This is a genomic window from Chitinophaga sp. SYP-B3965 (assembly GCF_009647655.1).
Taxonomy (GTDB): Bacteria; Bacteroidota; Bacteroidia; order Chitinophagales; family Chitinophagaceae; genus Chitinophaga.
Map to the genome: position 1 here is coordinate 357,836 of NZ_WJFD01000003.1, position 19,784 is coordinate 377,619.

At 44.4% G+C, this 19,784-nt stretch carries 13 protein-coding genes; 4 read left to right on the plus strand and 9 right to left on the minus strand.

Annotated features, from left to right (window positions below):
* Positions 1-42: 42 nt before the first annotated feature.
* The 4 genes from GFS24_RS19250 to GFS24_RS19265 form a co-directional block, all read right to left on the minus strand.
* Positions 43-939 carry a DUF5017 domain-containing protein gene (locus GFS24_RS19250; protein ID WP_153662214.1) on the minus strand — a complete coding sequence of 299 codons (897 nt, stop codon included), beginning with the start codon at positions 937-939 and terminating at the stop codon, positions 43-45.
* A gap of 23 nt (positions 940-962) precedes the next feature.
* The gene (locus GFS24_RS19255) at positions 963-2,528 is read right to left on the minus strand and encodes a RagB/SusD family nutrient uptake outer membrane protein (protein WP_153662216.1); all 1,566 of its coding nucleotides are present in this window, start codon (positions 2,526-2,528) and stop codon (positions 963-965) included.
* A gap of 4 nt (positions 2,529-2,532) precedes the next feature.
* A complete protein-coding gene (locus tag GFS24_RS19260) occupies positions 2,533-5,949 on the minus strand; it encodes a TonB-dependent receptor (protein ID WP_253906534.1) in 3,417 nt (1,138 codons plus the stop codon).
* Positions 5,950-6,090: 141 nt separating this feature from the next.
* A complete protein-coding gene (locus GFS24_RS19265; RefSeq protein WP_153662218.1) occupies positions 6,091-7,050 on the minus strand; it encodes a FecR family protein in 960 nt (319 codons plus the stop codon).
* Between the two features lie 84 nt (positions 7,051-7,134).
* On the opposite strand from GFS24_RS19265, the gene GFS24_RS19270 reads away from it, so the two are divergent.
* A complete protein-coding gene (locus GFS24_RS19270) occupies positions 7,135-7,656 on the plus strand; it encodes an RNA polymerase sigma factor (RefSeq protein ID WP_153662220.1) in 522 nt (173 codons plus the stop codon).
* 39 nt (positions 7,657-7,695) lie between these two features.
* Here GFS24_RS19270 and GFS24_RS19275 read toward each other — a convergent pair whose 3' ends face one another.
* Genes GFS24_RS19275 through GFS24_RS19295 form a run of 5 tightly spaced genes read right to left on the minus strand, consistent with a single transcriptional unit; the run spans position 7,696 to position 15,435 of the window.
* The gene (locus GFS24_RS19275; RefSeq protein WP_153662222.1) at positions 7,696-8,286 is read right to left on the minus strand and encodes a hypothetical protein; all 591 of its coding nucleotides are present in this window, start codon (positions 8,284-8,286) and stop codon (positions 7,696-7,698) included.
* A 49-nt stretch (positions 8,287-8,335) separates the two neighbouring features.
* Positions 8,336-9,652 carry a DUF4302 domain-containing protein gene (locus GFS24_RS19280; protein WP_153662224.1) on the minus strand — a complete coding sequence of 439 codons (1,317 nt, stop codon included), beginning with the start codon at positions 9,650-9,652 and terminating at the stop codon, positions 8,336-8,338.
* Between the two features lie 18 nt (positions 9,653-9,670).
* Entirely contained in the window at positions 9,671-10,573 is a 903-nt protein-coding gene (locus GFS24_RS19285) for a putative zinc-binding metallopeptidase (protein ID WP_153662226.1), read from the minus strand.
* Between the two features lie 19 nt (positions 10,574-10,592).
* Positions 10,593-12,044 (minus strand): RagB/SusD family nutrient uptake outer membrane protein, encoded by a 1,452-nt coding sequence (locus tag GFS24_RS19290; RefSeq protein ID WP_153662228.1) that lies wholly within the window; start codon positions 12,042-12,044, stop codon positions 10,593-10,595.
* A 10-nt stretch (positions 12,045-12,054) separates the two neighbouring features.
* A complete protein-coding gene (locus tag GFS24_RS19295) occupies positions 12,055-15,435 on the minus strand; it encodes a SusC/RagA family TonB-linked outer membrane protein (protein WP_153662230.1) in 3,381 nt (1,126 codons plus the stop codon).
* A gap of 339 nt (positions 15,436-15,774) precedes the next feature.
* On the opposite strand from GFS24_RS19295, the gene GFS24_RS19300 reads away from it, so the two are divergent.
* The 3 genes from GFS24_RS19300 (at position 15,775) to GFS24_RS19310 (ending at position 19,762) form a co-directional block, all read left to right on the plus strand.
* On the plus strand, positions 15,775-16,590 hold the full coding sequence (locus GFS24_RS19300; RefSeq protein WP_173003125.1) for an AraC family transcriptional regulator: 816 nt from the start codon (positions 15,775-15,777) through the stop codon (positions 16,588-16,590).
* Between the two features lie 182 nt (positions 16,591-16,772).
* Positions 16,773-18,983, plus strand: a complete 2,211-nt coding sequence (locus tag GFS24_RS29485) for a sensor histidine kinase (protein WP_173003126.1) — start codon at positions 16,773-16,775, stop codon at positions 18,981-18,983.
* Positions 18,980-19,762: an MBL fold metallo-hydrolase gene (locus tag GFS24_RS19310; protein ID WP_153662236.1), complete on the plus strand. Its 783-nt coding sequence runs from the start codon at positions 18,980-18,982 to the stop codon at positions 19,760-19,762. The genes GFS24_RS29485 and GFS24_RS19310 overlap by 4 nt, the downstream gene beginning before the upstream one ends.
* The last annotated feature ends 22 nt before the right edge of the window (positions 19,763-19,784 follow it).

Below are 19,784 nucleotides of genomic sequence, written 5' to 3' on the forward strand. Positions count from 1 at the left end.
AAGGGATAAGGGAATAAGCATGGTTTTCATTTAAAAAATATATCAGGGAGTGACTGTTACCTGCAATTCTTTTACGTTGGTTCTGCTATCGTATACTGTTGTGTTGGCGGCTTCGAAAGTGGCTTTGTAGACACCGGCTCCTTTGTAGATGTAAAAAGAAGAGGTGATACTGTTGGATGATATGTTTTTTAGAGATACGCCTACATCAGGGATGGCCCTGTTGAGGATCAGTCCTTTTGTGATCACCCAGCTTTCTGCTTCTTCGCTATTGGCAGCCCCACCTGTTACTTTCAGTGTGGTGGCAGATACTACCCATTTCACGGCTGGATTTTTCATCAGTACTACTCCCCATGCAGCTCCTGCAAGATCTGCAGCTACCGGCATTTTGGTTTTACCATCTTCCAGCAGATTCGTTACTGTGAAAGTTGGAATGGTCCATGTCCTTTGTGCAGAGGCGCTTTTTATACCGGTGTATTTGAATGCGATGTAAACAGGTTTGCCATCGTTTAAAAACTCAGATAGATCTACGACCCCTGAGGCTGTGTTGTTCACACCGGTGGAAAGTGTTGCCTTGCTGGTAATATTAGTCCAGTGTGTATTTGGACTGTATATGGTGGCAGAATCATACACGCCGGGGAAATCTGTAGAGATCATCAGCGCCAGGCTGTTGGTCTGCGTTCCGGTTTGCATGTAGGAGGTAAACTGCAGCTGTGGTGTTCCCTTTGCACTTGCTCTTTTTCGGAACTCGTATTGATGGGAACTGTCTCCTGCATAAAAAGTGATGTTATACGGATTCCCGGTAAAAGAAAAGAAAGTGGTATCTCCTAAAGCGTAGGTATCACTTTTGGGCGTAACGGAAAAATCGGGCGCAGGTACATCCGTTGTGTTGCAACTAACTGCCACAAGACTTACTGCGAGTATATACAATAGTTTCTTCATAAAATCTTTTTAATGTAAAACGATTACCATCCGGGATTTTGCACCATTAGTTTATTCAATGACATTTCATTGGATGGAATGGGATATAATAAATGTCTTTCCGAAACACGATCAGCTGCGGTGGCTGCATACTGATAAGTAGCCGTTGCGCGTGCTTTAATTTCCAGGGCCTGATCTTTCATAGCAGTGAGGTATAAACCCCAACGAATAAGGTCCTGCTTGCGTACTCCTTCAAAACAAAGTTCCATGGCTCTTTCATCCTGTACCGCTTTGCGGAAGGATGTCTGATCCAGCCCGGTGAGATCTGCTGTAACATCAGGTGTGTTGGCGGGTTTACCATATCCCCTTCTTCTTACCATATTAATATATTGGTAAGCGTTAGCCGGGCCACTCACTTCATTCTCTGCTTCTGCGAGCATCAACAATACATCTGCATAACGCAGGATGGGGAAGTTGGTAGGCGTGTAGTTTTTATTCAGGGGACGTAACAGTTCGTACTCTCTACGCCATTTTGCACAATTCCTTGCATAAATGTTGGTGGCAGCCAGCATTGTTTTAACACCTGTAGCATTCAGTGTATAGTTTCCAATTGCCCAATCCCTTCTGAGATCGCCGGCTTTATAGAGGGAAAATAGTTTGTAGGTGGTGCTGTTAAATCCGTAAGCATATCCTACTACCTGGTCATTGGAAGAAGAACATTTTACACCATTCTCGTTTCCGATGCGGCCTCCGATCCTGTTGGCATCACTATTGTTGCCCCAGGTACCGGTTTCCCAGATACATTCTTTCCATTCATCGATATCCTGGCATTCGTTGATGTAGATCTGGGAATAACTGGGATTCAATTCATGCACATTTGATTGCACCACTTTCAATGCATAATCGCGTGCATCTGCATATTTCGTTACTTCTTTCAACGGTTCGCCAGCCCATTGCAGGTACACCCTGGCTAAAATGCCCTGTACGGTTGATTTTGAGATACGTTCTGTATTCCCAATAGCGGTTACGGTGTTTACCAATGTTTCCGCTTCTTTCATTTCTTTCTCAATGAAAGTGTACACTTCTTTCATGGGTGTACGTGCGAGATCTACATTGTTCACGGAAGAGGAAGCTGTTATTTTTAAGGGAACATCTCCCCAATATTGTACCAGGGTGAAATAGTAAAATGCCCGCAGAAATTTTACTTCTCCCTTTACAATTCCCTTTTTGGCATCGTCCATTTTTGCTTTATCAAGGTTGGCCAGCACTACGTTGGCTCTTTCAATACCGCTATACAGGTACGTCCACATTTCTGTTACGGTAACATCAGATGCATCATAAGTGAACCACCATGGGCCGATGGGCTGGTTGGTAACGGAATAAAAGGATTCATCTGTACTGGCATTGTGCCGGATAGGGATCCTTCCACCCCACATGAATTCCATGCCTGCAATGCTGTAAACACCTGTAACTGCTGCATTTACTTCTGCTTCGTTATTATAATAGTTAGAAGGAGATACAGACGAGATGGGTTTTTTATCGAGAAATTTACTACACCCGGACACTATTACGAGTAGTACAAGGCTTGTAAGGGAAAGTATCTTTTTCATGATTTTATAAATTAATGTTAAGACCGAAAGTGATCGTCCGGGCACGTGGATAAGAAGAATAATCGAATCCGGGTGTGAGGGCTGAATAACCAATACCTACTTCAGGATCTGAACCGGAATATTTTGTCCAGGTGATGAGGTTTTGTGCTGAGGCATATAACCGCAGGCTCTTGATCTTTGCTCTTTTTAAAAGTTCTGCCGGCAAATTATATCCCAGGTTGACTGTTTTCAGGCGCAGGAAAGATCCGTCTTCCAGTGTGCGCGTGGAATAAACATATCCGAACTGGCCACCTGCACGCGGCATGGTAGTTTCTGTATTTTCCGGCGTCCACCTGCTTTCAAAACTTTTATACTGGTTGAGGTAGGATTTATTGCCGGTTTCAAAATTGATCCGGTTACCGTTCATGATCTGGTTACCGTAAGACCATTGGAAGAAAACGTTGAGATCAAAACGCTTATACCTGAAATTATTGGTAAAACCGCCGATGTGTTTGGGCAGGCCTCTTCCGATAATGGTACGATCGTCCACATTTACTACACCATCTCCGTTAAGGTCCCTGTATTTGATGTCTCCGGGTTTAATAGCCGGGCGGGTATTACCATTGGTAGGCCTGTCATCTTTTAGCAGATAAGTACCGTTGGGAAGTTTGTTGAAGTCGTCATACTGATATACACCATCCCATATAAAGCCATAGAATTGCCCCATGGGCTGGCCGATCTTAGCTAAGTATAAAGGAACTGTGGCATACCAGGAGTCCCAGCTCATGAAAGAAGAAAGTGATTCCTGGTTTTGCGTCAGCGCGAGGATCTTGCTTTTATTGAAGGAGATATTGAAACCACTGCTCCAGCTGAAACCATTTTGGTTTTTAATATTTACTGTGTTCAGTGAGATCTCCAATCCTTCGTTACTTGTTTTGCCTACGTTCTTGAATGCAGTTCCATAACCGGTGGTGGGAGGAAGTTTTGCATTCAGCAGGAGATCTGAAGTTGTTTTCTTATAATAATCTACGGAGAGGGATATACGGGATTTGAAAAAATCCACATCCAGCCCTACATCTGTTTGTGCAGTGTTCTCCCATTTCAGGTCCTGACTGGCCAGTGAAGTAGGGATAGCACTTTGCTGCAATTCATTGTTAAATGAATAGTAGGAATTACGTGTGGCGAAATCGAGCAAAGCATAAGTAGCATATTCACTCACCCGGTTGTTTCCGGTGATCCCCCAGCTGGTGCGTAATTTTGCATCATTGATAAAACGAACGTCTTTCATAAACTTTTCGTTTTTGATCTTCCATGCAAAAGCGGCAGAAGGGAAATAACTCCATTGATTGGTAGACCTGAATTTGGAAGAACCATCAGAGCGGAAAGAGGCGGTAAATAAATAACGGTCTTTAAAAGTATAGTTCACCCTTGCCAGCATGGAGGCCATTGACCATTCAGATTCCCGGGAAGTTACGGGTTGTGGCACACCCTGGCTGAGCCCGCTCAGGCCAAGGCTTTCATTTGGCAATTGGTTGGCGGACATTCCGTACAGGCTGCTCTTATTACCTTGCATCGTAAAACCAGCTACTACGTTCAGGATATTATCCCTGTTTATTTTCTTATCATACACCAGCGTATTTTCATTGAGCCAGGTGGAAGATTCAACATAGGTGATAGATCCATTCACTTTATATACGGTGTTGGGGTTACCGCTTCTTGTTAATGAATTATTGAAAGCATCACTGCGTTGTGTGTTCTTATTGATGCCTCCTGATACGCGCAACATCAGATCCGGCAGGATTCTGTATTCTCCGAAACCGTTTGCGATCAGGTTGTTTACATTCCGTAAACGATATTCATTCTCCGCGCTGAGGAAAGGATTGATCCGATAGTCCGTACCAGAATTCACCATATCATCTATCAGTTCATCTTCAAAATCTTCATTGATAGGTTTGGAAGAATTAATAGGGCCGGCAGGTCTGTAACCCCATGCACTGTACAGGAGATTATTCATGGAGGAACCGCTGAGTGCAGACGGAGATGTTCCTGTGGTTTTTGTAGTGGTATAGCTAATGTTACCCCCTACTTTAAATTTATCATTCACCTGCTGATCAAGGCTCACCTTACCCTGGTAACGTTTAAATCCAGAGTTGATAATAGTTCCCTGCTGATCCTGGATCTGGCCGGATACGGCATACTTTGTTTTTTCCGTACCGCCGGACATAGAAACAGAATGATTCTGCATAGGCGCTACACGGTAGAGCTTTTTCTGCCAGTTGATGCTTTCCACTTTTTTGTAATCGTCTACCGTTGCGCCATTGGCCAGGTAAGTGAGGTCCAGATCACCTGCTCCTATCTCCTGCTGCAATTTCACAAATTCGTAAGCATTCATGACAGGGATATCCTGGATGTTCTGCTGCATTCCATACCAGGTATTGTAACGAATAACGGGGGCACCGAGTTTACCTCTTTTGGTAGTAATGATCACTACACCGTTTGCTCCCCTGGCACCATAGATGGCAGTGGCGGATGCATCTTTCAATACATCGATGGTTTCAATATCATCCGGATTCAGGATATTATTATCTGGTGTTTCGATGGGGAATCCATCTATTACATACAGGGGATTGTTGTCCTGTGTGAGTGAGTTGTTACCACGGATAACGATCCTGGCATTTGTTCCGGGCTGCCCTTCTGCGGAAAAAACCTGCACACCGGCAACACGACCAGCCAATGCTTCATCAAAAGAAGAAACGGGGGCTTTGTTCATGTCTTCCATGCTTACACTTCCAATAGATCCGGTGAGATCTTTCCTCTTTTTTGTACCGTAACCTATTACCACGGTTTCGCTGAGTTCGCTGGCTAAAGTGGAGAGGGATACTTCTATACTTCCTTGTCCGTTCACGGCTTCCTCATAACGGGTGTATCCTATGATCGTAAATACCAGTGAGCCTTTGGGCGGTACATTAGCGAGTTCGAATTCTCCTTTTTCATTGGTGGAAGTACCAATGCCGGCACCTTTTACGCCAACAGAAACACCGGGCACTGGTTCTCTTGTAGAAGCATCTGTTACTCTGCCTTTTACGCGAATGGGCTTACTATCTGCCACCACAGGCGGTTTAACCTTTGCTTTTTCGATCAGCACTTTACCCGATACTACCTGAAAATCCAGTTGCAGTGGTGTGAGGATCTTTTTAATAACAGCATCCACACGTTCATTGGCAGCGGATAAATTTACGGGCGCCTGAAAAGCGGCGTCGTTAGACGTGTATACAAATGGCACGCCGGATTCTTTGGTGATTGTTTTTAACGCGTCCTTTAAAGGCGTGTTCTTAAAATTGACGGTGATCTTCTTTGACAGATCCGTCTGGCCCTTACTTTCCAGGGAAGTAGCCATGATCATAACGATGGCAGTGAAAGCCAGGAATAGTTTTTTCCACATAACTTTGATTGATTATAATGTGTCCGTACATGAGATAATTTCCGTGGTTGGGCAATATATTTCCACAACCATTTCATAGACTTAAAGAGACTCTTTGAACATAGCTTCGTATTAATAGTGAATAAATCTGTCCCGGGACGGTTACTTACATCCCTTTCCTGAGAGATGGATCATTGTTCCTTCTCTTTTAATTTTCGTTTTGGTTAAAGTGGTAATGATCTTCAGGATCTCTTCCAGTGGCTCTGTATCGAATTCACCGTTGAAACGGCAATCGGACAGGTTCTTGCCTACCAGAACGATCTGAACGTTATACTTGTAGGATAATCTTTCCGCCACTTCTGCTAATGGCGTTTCTTCGAAGATGAGTTTGCCTTCACTCCATGCGATGGCATTTTCCGGTTTATCTACAATGGATGTAATTAATGTGGCTTTGTCCGGATTAAAAGTGGCTCTTTGATTAGGGAGCACGGTCACGCTTTTTTGAGAAAGCGTATCCATCACTGCCACTTTTCCGGTTAATACGGTTACGGACAATTGCGGCGAATTTCTGTAAGCCGTAATATTAAAAGAGGTACCCAATACGGTGGTATTGAGGCCTCCTGCATGAATGATAAAAGGTTTGCCGGCGTCCGTGGCTACTTCAAAGAAACCTTCCCCTTCCAGCGTAATTTCTCTTGTATCTCCTATAAAGCGTTCCGGATAAGTTAAGATACTACCAGCATTAAGGGTAATGACAGTGTTATCTGGCAGGGTGAGTTTTTTGGTGGTATGAAAAGGTACTTTCACAGCCACCAGGTTCACTTTTTCAGGTCCCTGTACAAAATACCAGGCGCCTCCGGCGGTTACCAGTAAACCAGCTACCAGTGCGGCGATACGGATAAATCCTTTCCAGGGAGAGCGGGTATGGCTCATAATACCGGCTATCATTTCGGCCTTTTCTTCCTCCGGCATTATAACGGAAGGCTGCTCCCAGCCTTGTTCCATCAAGTTTTCCAGCCAGTTTTCCGGCTGGTCCTGCAACCATAATTCCACCTGCTGATTTTCGGCTGGTGTTGTTTCTCCCTTTAAAAACCTTTCCAGTAATTCTCGGTTCATATGCATAGAACACGTTTTTTAATTAAAATGCCTATACATACTTTACAATTCTTAACTTTTGCTTAACTTTCGAACTGTAGCTTTGCAGAAATGACGTCGATTCGTAATATATCGCAACAACGATTTAAGCGCATTGTGGAGGAAACTTTTGATCGTTTATATGCGTCCCTGTATCTGCTGTGTAATAACAAACAGCTGAGTGAGGATATCATGCAGGAAACTTATATCCGGTTGTGGAAGAATATTGACCAGGTGCAGGATGATCACACCATTATTAATTTACTGAAGCGCTATGCGCGAAATATATTCCTGGACGAGGTGAGAAGTGCAGCGAGGAAAAATGCGTCCCTTTCCAAACATCAGCCGGAAGAAACGGTAGATTCTCCGGAAGATTGTTTTAAGAACAGGGAGTTGAACATGGCTATCCAGAGCGCCATTAAAAAACTGCCGCGTCAGCAGCAGATCATTTTTCGTTTACATAAAGAACACGCGATGAGTTACAAACAGATCTCGGCGCGGATGAATATAGGTACGGGGACTATTGAGGTTCATATGAACCGTGCGTTAAAAACATTAAAACAACATCTCTCCCATTTACAGGGAATTGATTAAAAAGAAAAAGAGGCGTTATGCCTCTTTTTCTTTTTATGCTTAATCTTTTATACCAAGGTATGCTTTGACTGCAAGATAATTGTTCCAATCAACAGCAGGTGCCTGCCTGGCTGCCTGGCCACCAGGGATGAGCACGTAGCGGTATTGCCGAACTTTTGCTCCTTGCTGGTTTACAGTAGTACTCATGAAATGGGTGGAATAAAGGTCAATTTGTCCTACTGAGAAAGTAGTGGTAATACTGAGTCCTCCACCGAGGTAAATATCAAACATGGGCAGTGGATCCACTAACTGGGCTGCTGCTGTTCCCCAATTTAAATAAACTTTTATTTCCCCATTATTCAATATATCACTTGTAAGTTTAGGTGCAAGAATAGTGGCATAAAAACCGATCGTATCTGCTCCATCTTTTTCCACTGTGAACGGTACGTCCAGCCATGCGGAATAGATAACATTGGCTGTTCCGGGATTTCCAGCTGCTCCACCAGGGCCGGCGGGACCAGCAGGGCCAGCAGGACCGGCAGGACCAGCGGGGCCGGCAGGGCCAGCGGATCCATCTTTGGAACAGGAAACAAAAAATACTGCCACAGCCATCAGCGAGACGTATAAGATTCTGGACGTAATGCTCTTCATAAAAAAAAGTTGAATTGGTTATAAAATAGGTAAAGACGTTCCTAATGTTTTAACGAAACCAGCTGATCCACGCTTTTGCATCTAACGCACTCACCATATCATACGTGGTAGCACTTGTTTGTATCAGATAATATCCCTGCGGACTGAGGAATTGTATAGCCGTATTTATATAGGCATCTTCCGAATCCGGCGGGATATCTCCCAGATCTCCGAGGTAACGGAAACCAATTCTTCCATCCGTGCTGAATACAGGTGCCCTGAAAGCTGTACCAAAAAAGATAGTGGGTGCTCCTCCGTCCGGCAATACATATCCGGCCAGATCATATCTCACTCCGCCGGAAGTACCAAACTCTGCAAAGAAACCGAGGTATAGAAAACCGGGGATCTCTGTGATCTTAAATGCATCATCTACGCCATTCACATGGAACCCTTGCAGGGAAACCCATCGTCTTTGCACAGTTCCAACTGTTTGCCACCAGCGGGTTGGGCTGTTGAGGTCTCTGATAATTGGTGCAATTGCTCCTGCTATTGTAGCGGCGGCACCACCATTGATATTCAAATTAAATACAGTAGCAGTGGGATTCCAGCTTATATTGGTGAGTGCGCTGATCGTTGTAGCGCCATTTACCAACGGCGATACAAGTTGCACACCCTGGCTGGTAAAATAATAACCTGTTGTAAACTGACGTCCTACTCCACCTCCATCTACCCATATAAAGGTGACTGTTCTTGTTAAAGGGTTTACTCTTATTTCGTAAGAGGTGGCGCCGATCACTAATCTTTTGAAATAGTTGAGGATGCGTGAGCTGCTATATTCAAACAGCAGCGAATTTTTCCATTGCCCGCTTTGCCATGACTGCAGATCCTGCTGCGTAGCTTTTTTTATCACCATTTTACTACCCTTGAAACGGCCGGTGAGTTTGATGCTGTCTGTGGTCAATGTATCCAGTGAGAATTCGAAATCAGAAGACAACCCTTCTCCATATTCTCCTCCATTTACTGAGCCATCAGGATCAGCCAATTGATGCAGATAAGAATAAGTATCAAAAATGAGTGCTGGCTGCTGCAGTGCTTTCAGCCGGAAGCTGCTTTCTTTGCGGGTCAGGGCAGTGATCGTATCCACATCTCCAAACATCAACACGCGGTTGTCATTATTGAAACTGAAATGGAAATGATAAATGCCACCGGCGGCAGTTCTCAGTTCGGCATTCCAGCCGTTTGGCGAACCTGCCAGGGCAGTCTGGTACTCTCCCAATACTCTGTTGATCCGGGCATCGGGTGATTCACTGAATATAGGATCATCATCTTTCTTACAGGAAGAAAATCCGATCAGGCCTATCATGAAATATAATAAAGTTCTTTTCATCTTTTAGATTTTAACAGGTTACCTGATCAGTGATTCAATAGAGGCTCTTGTGCGCGCCTGCAGGTCGTAAAAATTAATTTTCCATACAGTGGCGAAGTAGTTGACGACGATGGCTTCTTTCTGCCGCAGCCTGCTTCTTGCCTGATCTGGTGTAATACCACTGGCACCAGGTTCTGTAATATTATTGAGCAGATGATCAAATCCCTGTTTACCTTCTATCAGCATCATGGCGATCATTTCCACGAAATCTTCATCGGGTGCTGAAATAGCATAAGCGGTGATAAAACCATCACTCAGTGCTTCTCCGTCAGATATATTATTCCAGTTGGCAGTGTATTGCCCTACGGAGATCCGTTTGAATTCCGGCGGGTACAATACATTCTGGTGCAGGATATGACCGAATTCATGTTCAATGGTATGGAACATCATTTTCAGATTAAAGGAATCAGATACCACATATCCCGGCATTCCTTTACTCCTGAAATCATTCATTACGTATAACATAATACGACGACCACCTTCTGCGGTACCCAGTGTAATGGTACCATCCAGGTTATAACTGGCGCTACCTACGAGTACAAAAAATTTGGGGCAATAACGCGGCATGAAAAGAGGGCCGGCTACTGCTTCATAATTTTTGATCCACACGTCTTTGATGGCGCTTAACACGGGTACGATCTTTTCCTCTTTTGGCGGAACGAGTGTTTTGTTAAACTCCAGTTCCCCCTGATCCCATTTATATTTTACGGATACATTCAACGGCGTTACCAGGTTATCCTGGATCCATACGTCAATAGGACCTTTCGTCCAGGTATCCCCACCGAGGCCGGGGATATTATCTACATCGCCCAATGCATCTTCCTTATTGCAGGAAATCAACGCAGCGAATAAAAGGATCAATAATATTTTAAGATGCTTCATGTTCTGATTCGTTTAATGATCAACGTGGGTTAGGTGTTAAACCTGACACTGAAACTGATTGCGGCAACTGGAACAATCTTCTTGGATCGTTCGCAGTGAGCGTTACGGCCTGGCCGGTGAAAGTGGTATGCGTAACCGGGATCCTGTACCGCAGGATATCAAACCAGCGCATTCCTTCCTGCACATATTCTGCCCGTTTGAAATCAAGGATGGTCCTTATTACCGCTGTCTGCAGATTACCACCGCCATAAAAGTTCAGGACCTTGGCATTGGTGATGATATGAGCTGCTGCGTTATAATTATTAATACGTGTAGCTGCATAAATATTCAGATCGGCGATGGCAGCACCCGTATTATTTTGTTGGGCATATGCTTCTGCCCTGTTGAACAATACCTCTTCCGTAGTAAATAAAGGCACCATTACATAAGCGTTGCCTATGCTGGCATTCACGGAATTGCGTACAAAGAATTCATTGATCTTTGGGAGCAGGAAATTATCTGAGCCAACCGTATATGTCTGGTAATTAAAGCCCCATTCTCCTCCTGTAACATTGTTTCCCAGGATCTCTCTTTGTTTGGGAGAATTGAGTGCATACCTGTAAGAGTAATAATAACGGCCCCAGATAGAAGGTGTTTCTACCAACAGCAGGTTAGCCGGTTCGGTAGCTTTAGCATATACGGCATACAGTTCCAGGTAGGTCATTGTTTTATAAGTGGTATTCCACGGCCGCAACACATTGGTGGGATCACTATTATTGAATACGATGCTGGCAAATGCCACTGTTTTTGCCCAATCCCGTTTGAAGAGGTAAAAGCGGGAAGCAAAAGCATTGGCTGCTTTTTTCGTAAAGTGATAACCGGGGATGGTATATTTTGTATCATCTAACAGCGGTATACCTGTGGTGAGGTCTCTTTCTATCATCTCATATACGCTTGCCACTGTTCCACGATCATATTGTTTGATCACTGTTTTCTCCGGCTCTGTTACATATGGAATGCCAGGGCTGGTAGCGGCGGTAGCGGGATCGTATGTTTCTGCAAAGAAAGTAACGAGCATAAAATGTGCGTACGCCCTGCATAATAAAGCTTCTCCTTTCTGCGCCTGGTAGTCCTGGGGATTCGGTGCTTTTTCACAAGTTTCCAAAGCAAGGTTTGCTACGGCGATGGCCTTGTAACAAGCATTCCAGTAAAACTCCGGAGAGTCCTCCTGATCATCTCGTACATCCATGAACTGGAATGGATCTCCGTTTACATTTTCCAGGGTACCTGCTCCTTTATCTGCCACATTATCCGAAGAGGATTCTGTGAACGACATGTAATTGGCCTGTGGATAGGCAGTGCCCAATAACTGGGATACCTGTTGCGGTGATTGCAATTCTGCCCGGTTATCCGGTGGTTTCTCGAGGAATTTTTTACAACCATTGGCTGTAAAAGCGAGCAGTACGAATGTATATATAGATAGTCTCTTCATGTTGATGCAATTAAATACCCACTTTCAGCGAGAGTGTAAATTGTTTTTGGATCGGTAATGCCACACCTCCGGAGTTAAAGAATTCCGGGTCCTGCCCTTTCAGTTTACTATCCGCATAGATCAGCCAGGGGTTGGTAGCTGCAGCAGTTACGCTGAGGCTGTTCATCTTTAGTTTATTCAGCACCGCGGGTGTTAAATTATAACTGAGCGATACTGTTTTCAACCTGATGAAATCTCCTTTGGCCACTCTTTCTGTTGAATAGTTGTAGTTGTTATAAGGATACGCTCCATCCAGCCTGGATTGTTCAAAGGCACCATAGATGGAAGGCACTTTGGTATAACGTTCATCTCCCGGCATCACCCAACGATCAAAGAATTCTTTGGGCATGGCATCCAGATCTGTGTAGGATGTTCTGAAAGCAGGATAGAGCCTGATCTTGTTGCCTGCCTGGTAAGTAACGAATACATTCAGGGAGAAATTCTTATAGTTGAAGGTGTTGGAGAAACCACCAGTGATAGTGGGATCTACCGGTCCTTCATACTTCAGATAATCGATGTTCTGATCCTGAAGATATACGGCGCCGGATTGTTTACCTTCTTCGTCAATGAAAAGCGGCAAACCGGTGTAAGGGTCCAGTCCTTTGAAATCTATGGAGAACAGGCTTCTTACAGGATAACCTTCCCGGTTACCTCCTTCTGCCTGCACCATATCAAAAATGCGGGGTTTGTTCCTGGCATTGGTGATCTTGTTTTCGTTATAACCAAAGGTTAAGTTCGTTCTCCAGCCCCAGTCCCTCTTTTTGATCACGTTCCCTCCTATCAGTATTTCAGCACCATAGGAATCCATATCGGCATAGTTGGCCGCTTTTTCTGATTCCCCTCCGATACCGGAAGTGCGGATCAAACTGATGAGGTCGAAACTTTTCCGCTGGTATACATCCAAACTCACGTTCACTTTATTCTTAAAGAGCCCTGCATCCAATCCGATGTTAGCGGTGTAGGACTTTTCCCAAGTAAGGTCCAGGTTCTCCAGGTTAGCCAGCTGGATCACCGATTCCACTTCTGTGAGATAAGGACGGGTTGTATTGATATTTCTTAACACGATCGTGGAGTTGGTGGCAGGTCCCATACTGGCGGTCAATCCATAGGATGCGCGCAGTGTGAGATAATCCACCCATGTTACTTCTTTCATGAACGGCTCTCCGTCTAAGTTCCAGGAACCCGCAAGGCTCCATGTCGGCAGCCAGCGTGCGCGGGTTGATTTACCTAAACGGTTGGAACCATCATAACGCACTGTACCGGTGAAATTCAGTTTCTGGTTATAAGAGTATCCTGCGGAACCATAAAATGCTACAAAGCGATCATAGTCCTTGCTCATACCATAATACGGGAAATTGCTCTCGATGGTTTGCTTCAGGATTCGGTAATCCACAAAAGGTGTTCCGCCGTTGCCATATTGGTAACCATAACCGGTGTTGGAAAAGTTCTGCCTGTCTGCTGACTTCACCTGCATACCGGCTAAGAGGTTCAATGCGTGTTTTTCCTGGATGGTTTTAACGTAATTAAAACTATTCCTGAAATCGTAGTTCATCAGCTGATCTTCCGTTCTGTTGTAGAAACCGCCATAAGGCAGTACTACCACAGGTTCTGCTTCGGGATCTTCCGGATCGCGATAAAGGAACCTGTTATTTGTGCGGATGGTGGAATTGCCTGCGGCACGGTAAGCATTGGCCATATTGGCGTTTTCCGTGATCTGGTGTTCCCGGGAAGATTTCACATACCGTACGGCCCCTACAAATTCATAACGCAGGTCTTTGGTGATCTTGTAAGAAAGATCTCCCTGCAAACGAATGTCAGACACATTAATATCCAGGTAATTATTTTCCAGTTCTGTGAGGATATTAAAGGGGGCGAATTCCCGCCGGAAATATTCCCTTTTCCCATTCTGGTCAAACGCCGTGAGGGTGCGGCTGGTATTCAGCGCGTAACTAAAAGGGTTGATATCAAAATCACGATCGTACTGTCCTTCCACCGGATTGCTCTGACGGCCTAAAGAGCCGGGTGCTCTTTGCTGCCGCAGGGAAGCCAGGGTAGAAAAACCAACAGACAAACGATCGGAGAACTTATAGTTGTTACGGAAGTTGAGGGTGTAACGTTTCACATTGTCGGCAATCGTCCATCCGTTATCACCATAATAACTGGTAGAGAAATAGGATTGGGATTTATCTGTACCGAATGAAACACTCAGGGAATGTTCCTGCATGAAGTTATTCCTGAACAGGAGATCGAACCAGTCTGTGTTTGCGCGGGCATATCTTTTCAGGAACTCCGCCCTGCCCTCTGGTGTATTAACCACTGCATACTGGCCGTTGGCATCAGCAATGGTGCCTTCATACATTTTACCGTATACGCCATTATTGGCGCGGTCCAGGATATTGGGATTCAGGAGACCTTTCCTTTCCAGCTCTGCCAGTACGGACATTTGCTGGGAGGAGTTCATGATATTGTAATCCGCATAGGTGGGTTTCAGCTGTGTACTGAAATTACCAGTATAACTAACGAGGGGTTTACCTACCCGTCCTTTTTTAGTGGTAATAACTACCACACCATTCATGGCTCTTGCACCATAAAGGGCAGTAGCGGCAGCATCTTTTAATATGGCGAAGCTTTCAATATCGTTTGCATTCAATCCGGCTACTGCGGAACCCAGCAAAGTGGTGGGGTCTCCGCTGGACAGCTGATCGTTGGTGATATTAATAATGTCTTCCAATACTACATTATCTACTACCCAGAGCGGTTTGTTATCTCCATTAATAGAAGTGGCTCCACGGATACGCAGTTTGGGCGCAGCGCCAAAGGAACCGGATACGTTTTGTACGGATACGCCAGCAGCGCGGCCTTCCAGCATGCGGCTCACATCTATCACCCCATCCATTTTAACATCGTCTGCTTTGAGGGTAACGGCGGATCCGGCAAACTTTCGTTTATCGAGGTCCTGAAAACCGGTTACCACCACTTCAGACAATTGACCTCCGAGATTGGCGAGCCTTACATTGAGTGCTGCCCCCCGAAAGGTGACCACGAGGGGTTTTTTCCCGATATAAGTAAAACGGAGACTGTCCCCTGCCTGGGCAGCCAGGGTAAAATTACCGTTGGCATCCGTTAAAACTCCTTTGCGGTTAACCAGGTTCTCCACGGTGACCCCGGGAAGCGGAATACCCTCCTCTGCATCTAAGACCTTACCCTGCGCCTGCTGCTGTGGCTGGTTCTGGAAAAACGGGACGGCTTTTGAATCAGAAGGTAAAACGGTTAATAGTGGAAAAAGTAAAAGAACTATCGGGGATCTGCGTAGCAATTTCCGGATAGAATAGGAATGTAGCGTTAAAAGCATGGGCGTACATGTTGTTATATGTGTTACGATCTGGTTGATACAATAATAGCGGTTCAAACAATCTATTTCACGGGTGCGCTCCTCACTTGAGTTAATCAAAACAATTTGAAGGGATGTGGTAAGGCACCTTAGCCATACTTAAGTTACAATTAAAATCAATGTTTTTTCAATTTTACATGGCTTTTTTACACGCCGGCTTTTTTGGCGAAATATCAACATTCCGGTTAAAATTATTGATATATCACTAATCCTATTCTTCAAAACACTCATAAATCAATGTTTTTCAATGCATTACAAACAAGGCACAGCAATTGAATAATGTACTTCAAATATCAGGACATGGGTACATCAACAAACAGCCAGTTTGAAATACATACACTGGAATGGTTTTCCAAAAACCAGCCTGCCGCTAAATTATCTGCATACGAAATCCTATGGGTGAAACGGGGCACCGGCATCCTGCAGGTAAACTTACAGGAATCCGAGATCAGGGATCAAACGATCTATTGTTTACGTCCCGGCCAGTTAAGAAAACTGAACACGATGGGAAGGATGGAAGGATATTACCTTTCCCTGTCCGCGGATTTTCTTTACCTGGCGGAAACTACCCTGAGCTTTTCCCTGTTGTCTGACCAAAACCAGCCTTTGCAGATAGCGATAGATGAAGAAACGCAAAACGAGGTAGAGGAGATCCTTATTAAAATGAGAAAGGAATTCGTCAATTACTTTTCCTTCCGGTTAGAGATCCTGCAAGGGTTATTTAAGATCTTCCTGCTTTATACTTCCAGGAAATTCCCTTATACGATCACTTTTACCAAAGATGCAGAACTGCTTCGCCGATTCATGCAGTTATTACATGAGCATTTTATCACAAAGAAAATGGTCACTGATTATGCAGATGCCCTGAACGTAACACCCAGTTACCTTAACCAGGTGGTGAAAAAGATCTCCGGTTATACAGCCAGCTATCATATACAGCAATACCTGGTAACGGAAGCCAAAAAACAGGCTATCTATTCCAACCGCAGCATGAAGGAAATTGCGTATGCACTTGGGTTTAACGACATGGCACATTTCAGTAAGTTCTTTAAGAATAATTCCGGTGTTAACTTCACCAATTTCAAGAAAGGCATTCCCCTTATGATCCAGCATTAACAATACTTTACGGCTATTATTGTTTCATCTAAAAATGTATCTTAGCAGCACAGGTTCCCCTACTTATGATACGATATTTGATAAGATGTTTTTTTCTCCTATGCGTATGTATATTCTTACAGAACGTAGTTAAAGGCCAGTCCCTTCAAAGCAGCTACGATATCGTTAAACAACGGCTGTTAGTGACAGGTACAGGTAACTTTATTCATAGTGTAAGCCAGGGTGAGATCGATACGGACAGCGCAAACTTGCTTGCCTGCCGGATGTATGGCCTGCCCCGTTTGCTTCCTTATGATGAAGGGTTCAGTGATGGCGTTACCTCCCCTACCAGCAAACTGATAGATGCAGGGAAGATAGCGATCGTTACCAATGTGCTTAACTATACAGAAGGGGAAAACAAACTGCGGATCCTGCTGGAGCTGGGTGCTTATTATCTTTTCAAACCAGGCAATGAAAAAAAAGACCTGGACAGCGCTTTACTTTTTATTCAACGGGCACAGGCATTGAGTGTGGAAACGGGATGGCAAAAAGAAAGTCTCAATTTACTGGGGAAATATTATTTCCAGGCAGGTAATATAGCAGAAAGCCAGCGGTGTTTTTTACAGACAGGTGATGTCTTTGCTAACGGGAAATATTTGCCTGTTACTGATCCCAGGAAATTAAGTTACCTCGAAAGTTCACTGGCACTTTTCCGAAAACAGCAAATGAAGGAAAAGGAAATGGAAGTGAGGATGGAAATCGCCAATGCATACCCTGCCCTTGCAGAGAGACAATTACAGGAAATACTCCTGCTGCAGAAAGCTATCGGATTCCGTCATACTTTATATACCACCTATGCACTTTCCGGCTTAGCAGTTAAAAAAGGAGATCATATGACCTCCCTCTCCTATACACGGCAATCAATAGAGAATATGCAGGAAACAGGAGATGTTGGACTCGCCTGTGTTTTTTACATGCAGATGGGAAATGTGTATAGTCACCTGGATAAACCGGCGGAAGCATTAACCTGGTTTAAAAAATCCTATGCCGGCAAGAAAAGTTTAGAAACACAGATCTTCTGGTATAAAGGTTTCATGAGTGCAGCTCATTTGCTGGCTTATTTAAATCGTGGGGAAGAAGCATTGTCCCTCATACAGGAAATGGTGATCCCCTTTCCACCCGCCAGCACTTTCGATAAAATGTATCTCGCATTAATTAAAGGGTATTGTTACGAACAGCAGCAAAACAATGCACTGGCAGAAGAGAACTATAATACTTTTACTTCCATAGCAGACCAGCTCCCCCCACAACATATTAATGGAGGAACACCTGAAGCGTTCTATCGTGTATCTCTCTTTTACTTTAACCAGGGGCAGCGTGCAAAAGCCAGAACTTATCTTCAAAAGGCGCTTGCGTTCACTTCCGGGCAGATCGATAACCTGGCCGGTATTAACCTGTTGCTTTCTAAATTGGACTCGGCCGCCGGGAGGTATGCATCTGCTTTACAGTATCATGTTCAATATGCATTTTATAAAGACTCTATCATTAATGTTTCCCAACGCAAACAAATGGAAGCGTTAACAGAGAAGTATGAAACAGAGAAGAAAAGCCACGATAGTAAATTACTTACACTGCAACAGGCGGAACAAAAACAATCGGGTTTCTTACGTTATATTATGCTGGGTGGATTGCTTTCCCTGCTCATCATCGCAGCATTACTTTATAATCAATACCGGCTGAAACGGGAAGCCGATCATAAAAACACAGACCTCCAATACCTGGCTAAAGAGAAAGAATGGTTATTAAAAGAAGTGCATCACCGGGTGAAAAATAATTTGCAGACGCTGGTAAGCCTGCTGGAATCACAATCTGTATCTGCTGTGCAGAATAGTCAGAACAGGGCATATGCGATGTCCCTCATCCATCAGAAATTATATCTCCGGGAAAACATGACTTCTATTGACGTACGTTCTTACCTACCCGAACTGGTCCATCATCTTCGGGATCGTTTTAATGTAAGCCGGCGGATCCATATTCACCTGGAGATACCACATCTGGAACTGGATGTATCACAAGCAGTGCCCATCACCCTGGTGATCAGTGAAGCCATCACCAATTCCATTAAACATGCTTTTCCGGGGAAAGAATTAGGGCAGGAAATTACTATTAGCATGGAACAGTCCCCTGATAATGAGATAACACTCATCATTGCTGATAATGGCATCGGGCTGCCTGCGGATTTTGAGGAGGAACACAACAGCGGGTTAGGACTGAAATTTATGCAGGGCCTCACGGAAGATATAAATGGTACCTTCATTATGGAATCAGAAATCGGTACAGTGATCAGGATCCATTTTATGGCGAATATGGCGTTGTATAAAACGACTGCGACTTTGAACCTTCAGGTTGTATGAATATAAGTATCACACATATCGACACTGCCTGCATCCTTCTTGAAATTGGAGGATACAGGATCTTAACAGACCCTACCCTGGATGCAGCAGAACATCTTTACCATCATGGGTTTGGCGCCATATCCCGCAAACTGGACAACCCTGCTTTGCCCCTGAGGGACCTCACCAATATTGACCTGATCCTGCTCAGCCATCATCAGCACAAAGATAATTTTGATACCAATGGAAAGGCCTTCACTGCAAAAGTGCCCCATGTACTTTCTACTATAAATGCGAGTAAGGCCATCAATGGAATTACAGGATTGAAGGAGTGGCAAACACAATCTATCCCTACCACTAAATTGCCCAACTTAAGGATCACAGCCACCCCTGCGCAACATCGTCCAAGTTGGATACCGGAATTTGTTTCAGGTAAAGTGATCGGTTTTGTCATTGAATTTGACGGGCAGGAGAATGGTGTTATTTATATCTCAGGCGATACGGTTTATTTTAAAGGAATAGATGAAGTAGGCAGAAGATATAAGATCGATATTGGTATTTTTCATGTGGGAGCTGTTCAATTCCGCTACCTCTCCGGGTTTGGGGAATATACGATGGATAGTGCAGGGCTTATTAAAGCGGTGAGTGTATTAAACCCGAACAAAGTTATTCCCATACATTCCAGGGGATGGTCTCATTTTAAGGAAAAGGAATCTACGCTAAAGGAGGCTTTGATGGGTAATGCGATAACGAGGGATAGAACGGTGTTTTTGCGGTCCGGGGAGTCCACAGATATTTAAACAGCCGCAACATTCTGGCATG

Coding starts and splice junctions, on each gene's coding strand:
- GFS24_RS19250 (WP_153662214.1), bottom strand. CDS start 939: ATGAAGAAACTATTGTATATACTCGCAGTAAGTCTTGTGGCAGTTAGT.
- GFS24_RS19255 (WP_153662216.1), bottom strand. CDS start 2,528: ATGAAAAAGATACTTTCCCTTACAAGCCTTGTACTACTCGTAATAGTG.
- GFS24_RS19260 (WP_253906534.1), bottom strand. CDS start 5,949: ATGTGGAAAAAACTATTCCTGGCTTTCACTGCCATCGTTATGATCATG.
- GFS24_RS19265 (WP_153662218.1), bottom strand. CDS start 7,050: ATGCATATGAACCGAGAATTACTGGAAAGGTTTTTAAAGGGAGAAACA.
- GFS24_RS19270 (WP_153662220.1), top strand. CDS start 7,135: ATGACGTCGATTCGTAATATATCGCAACAACGATTTAAGCGCATTGTG.
- GFS24_RS19275 (WP_153662222.1), bottom strand. CDS start 8,286: ATGAAGAGCATTACGTCCAGAATCTTATACGTCTCGCTGATGGCTGTG.
- GFS24_RS19280 (WP_153662224.1), bottom strand. CDS start 9,652: ATGAAAAGAACTTTATTATATTTCATGATAGGCCTGATCGGATTTTCT.
- GFS24_RS19285 (WP_153662226.1), bottom strand. CDS start 10,573: ATGAAGCATCTTAAAATATTATTGATCCTTTTATTCGCTGCGTTGATT.
- GFS24_RS19290 (WP_153662228.1), bottom strand. CDS start 12,044: ATGAAGAGACTATCTATATATACATTCGTACTGCTCGCTTTTACAGCC.
- GFS24_RS19295 (WP_153662230.1), bottom strand. CDS start 15,435: ATGCTTTTAACGCTACATTCCTATTCTATCCGGAAATTGCTACGCAGA.
- GFS24_RS19300 (WP_173003125.1), top strand. CDS start 15,775: ATGGGTACATCAACAAACAGCCAGTTTGAAATACATACACTGGAATGG.
- GFS24_RS19310 (WP_153662236.1), top strand. CDS start 18,980: ATGAATATAAGTATCACACATATCGACACTGCCTGCATCCTTCTTGAA.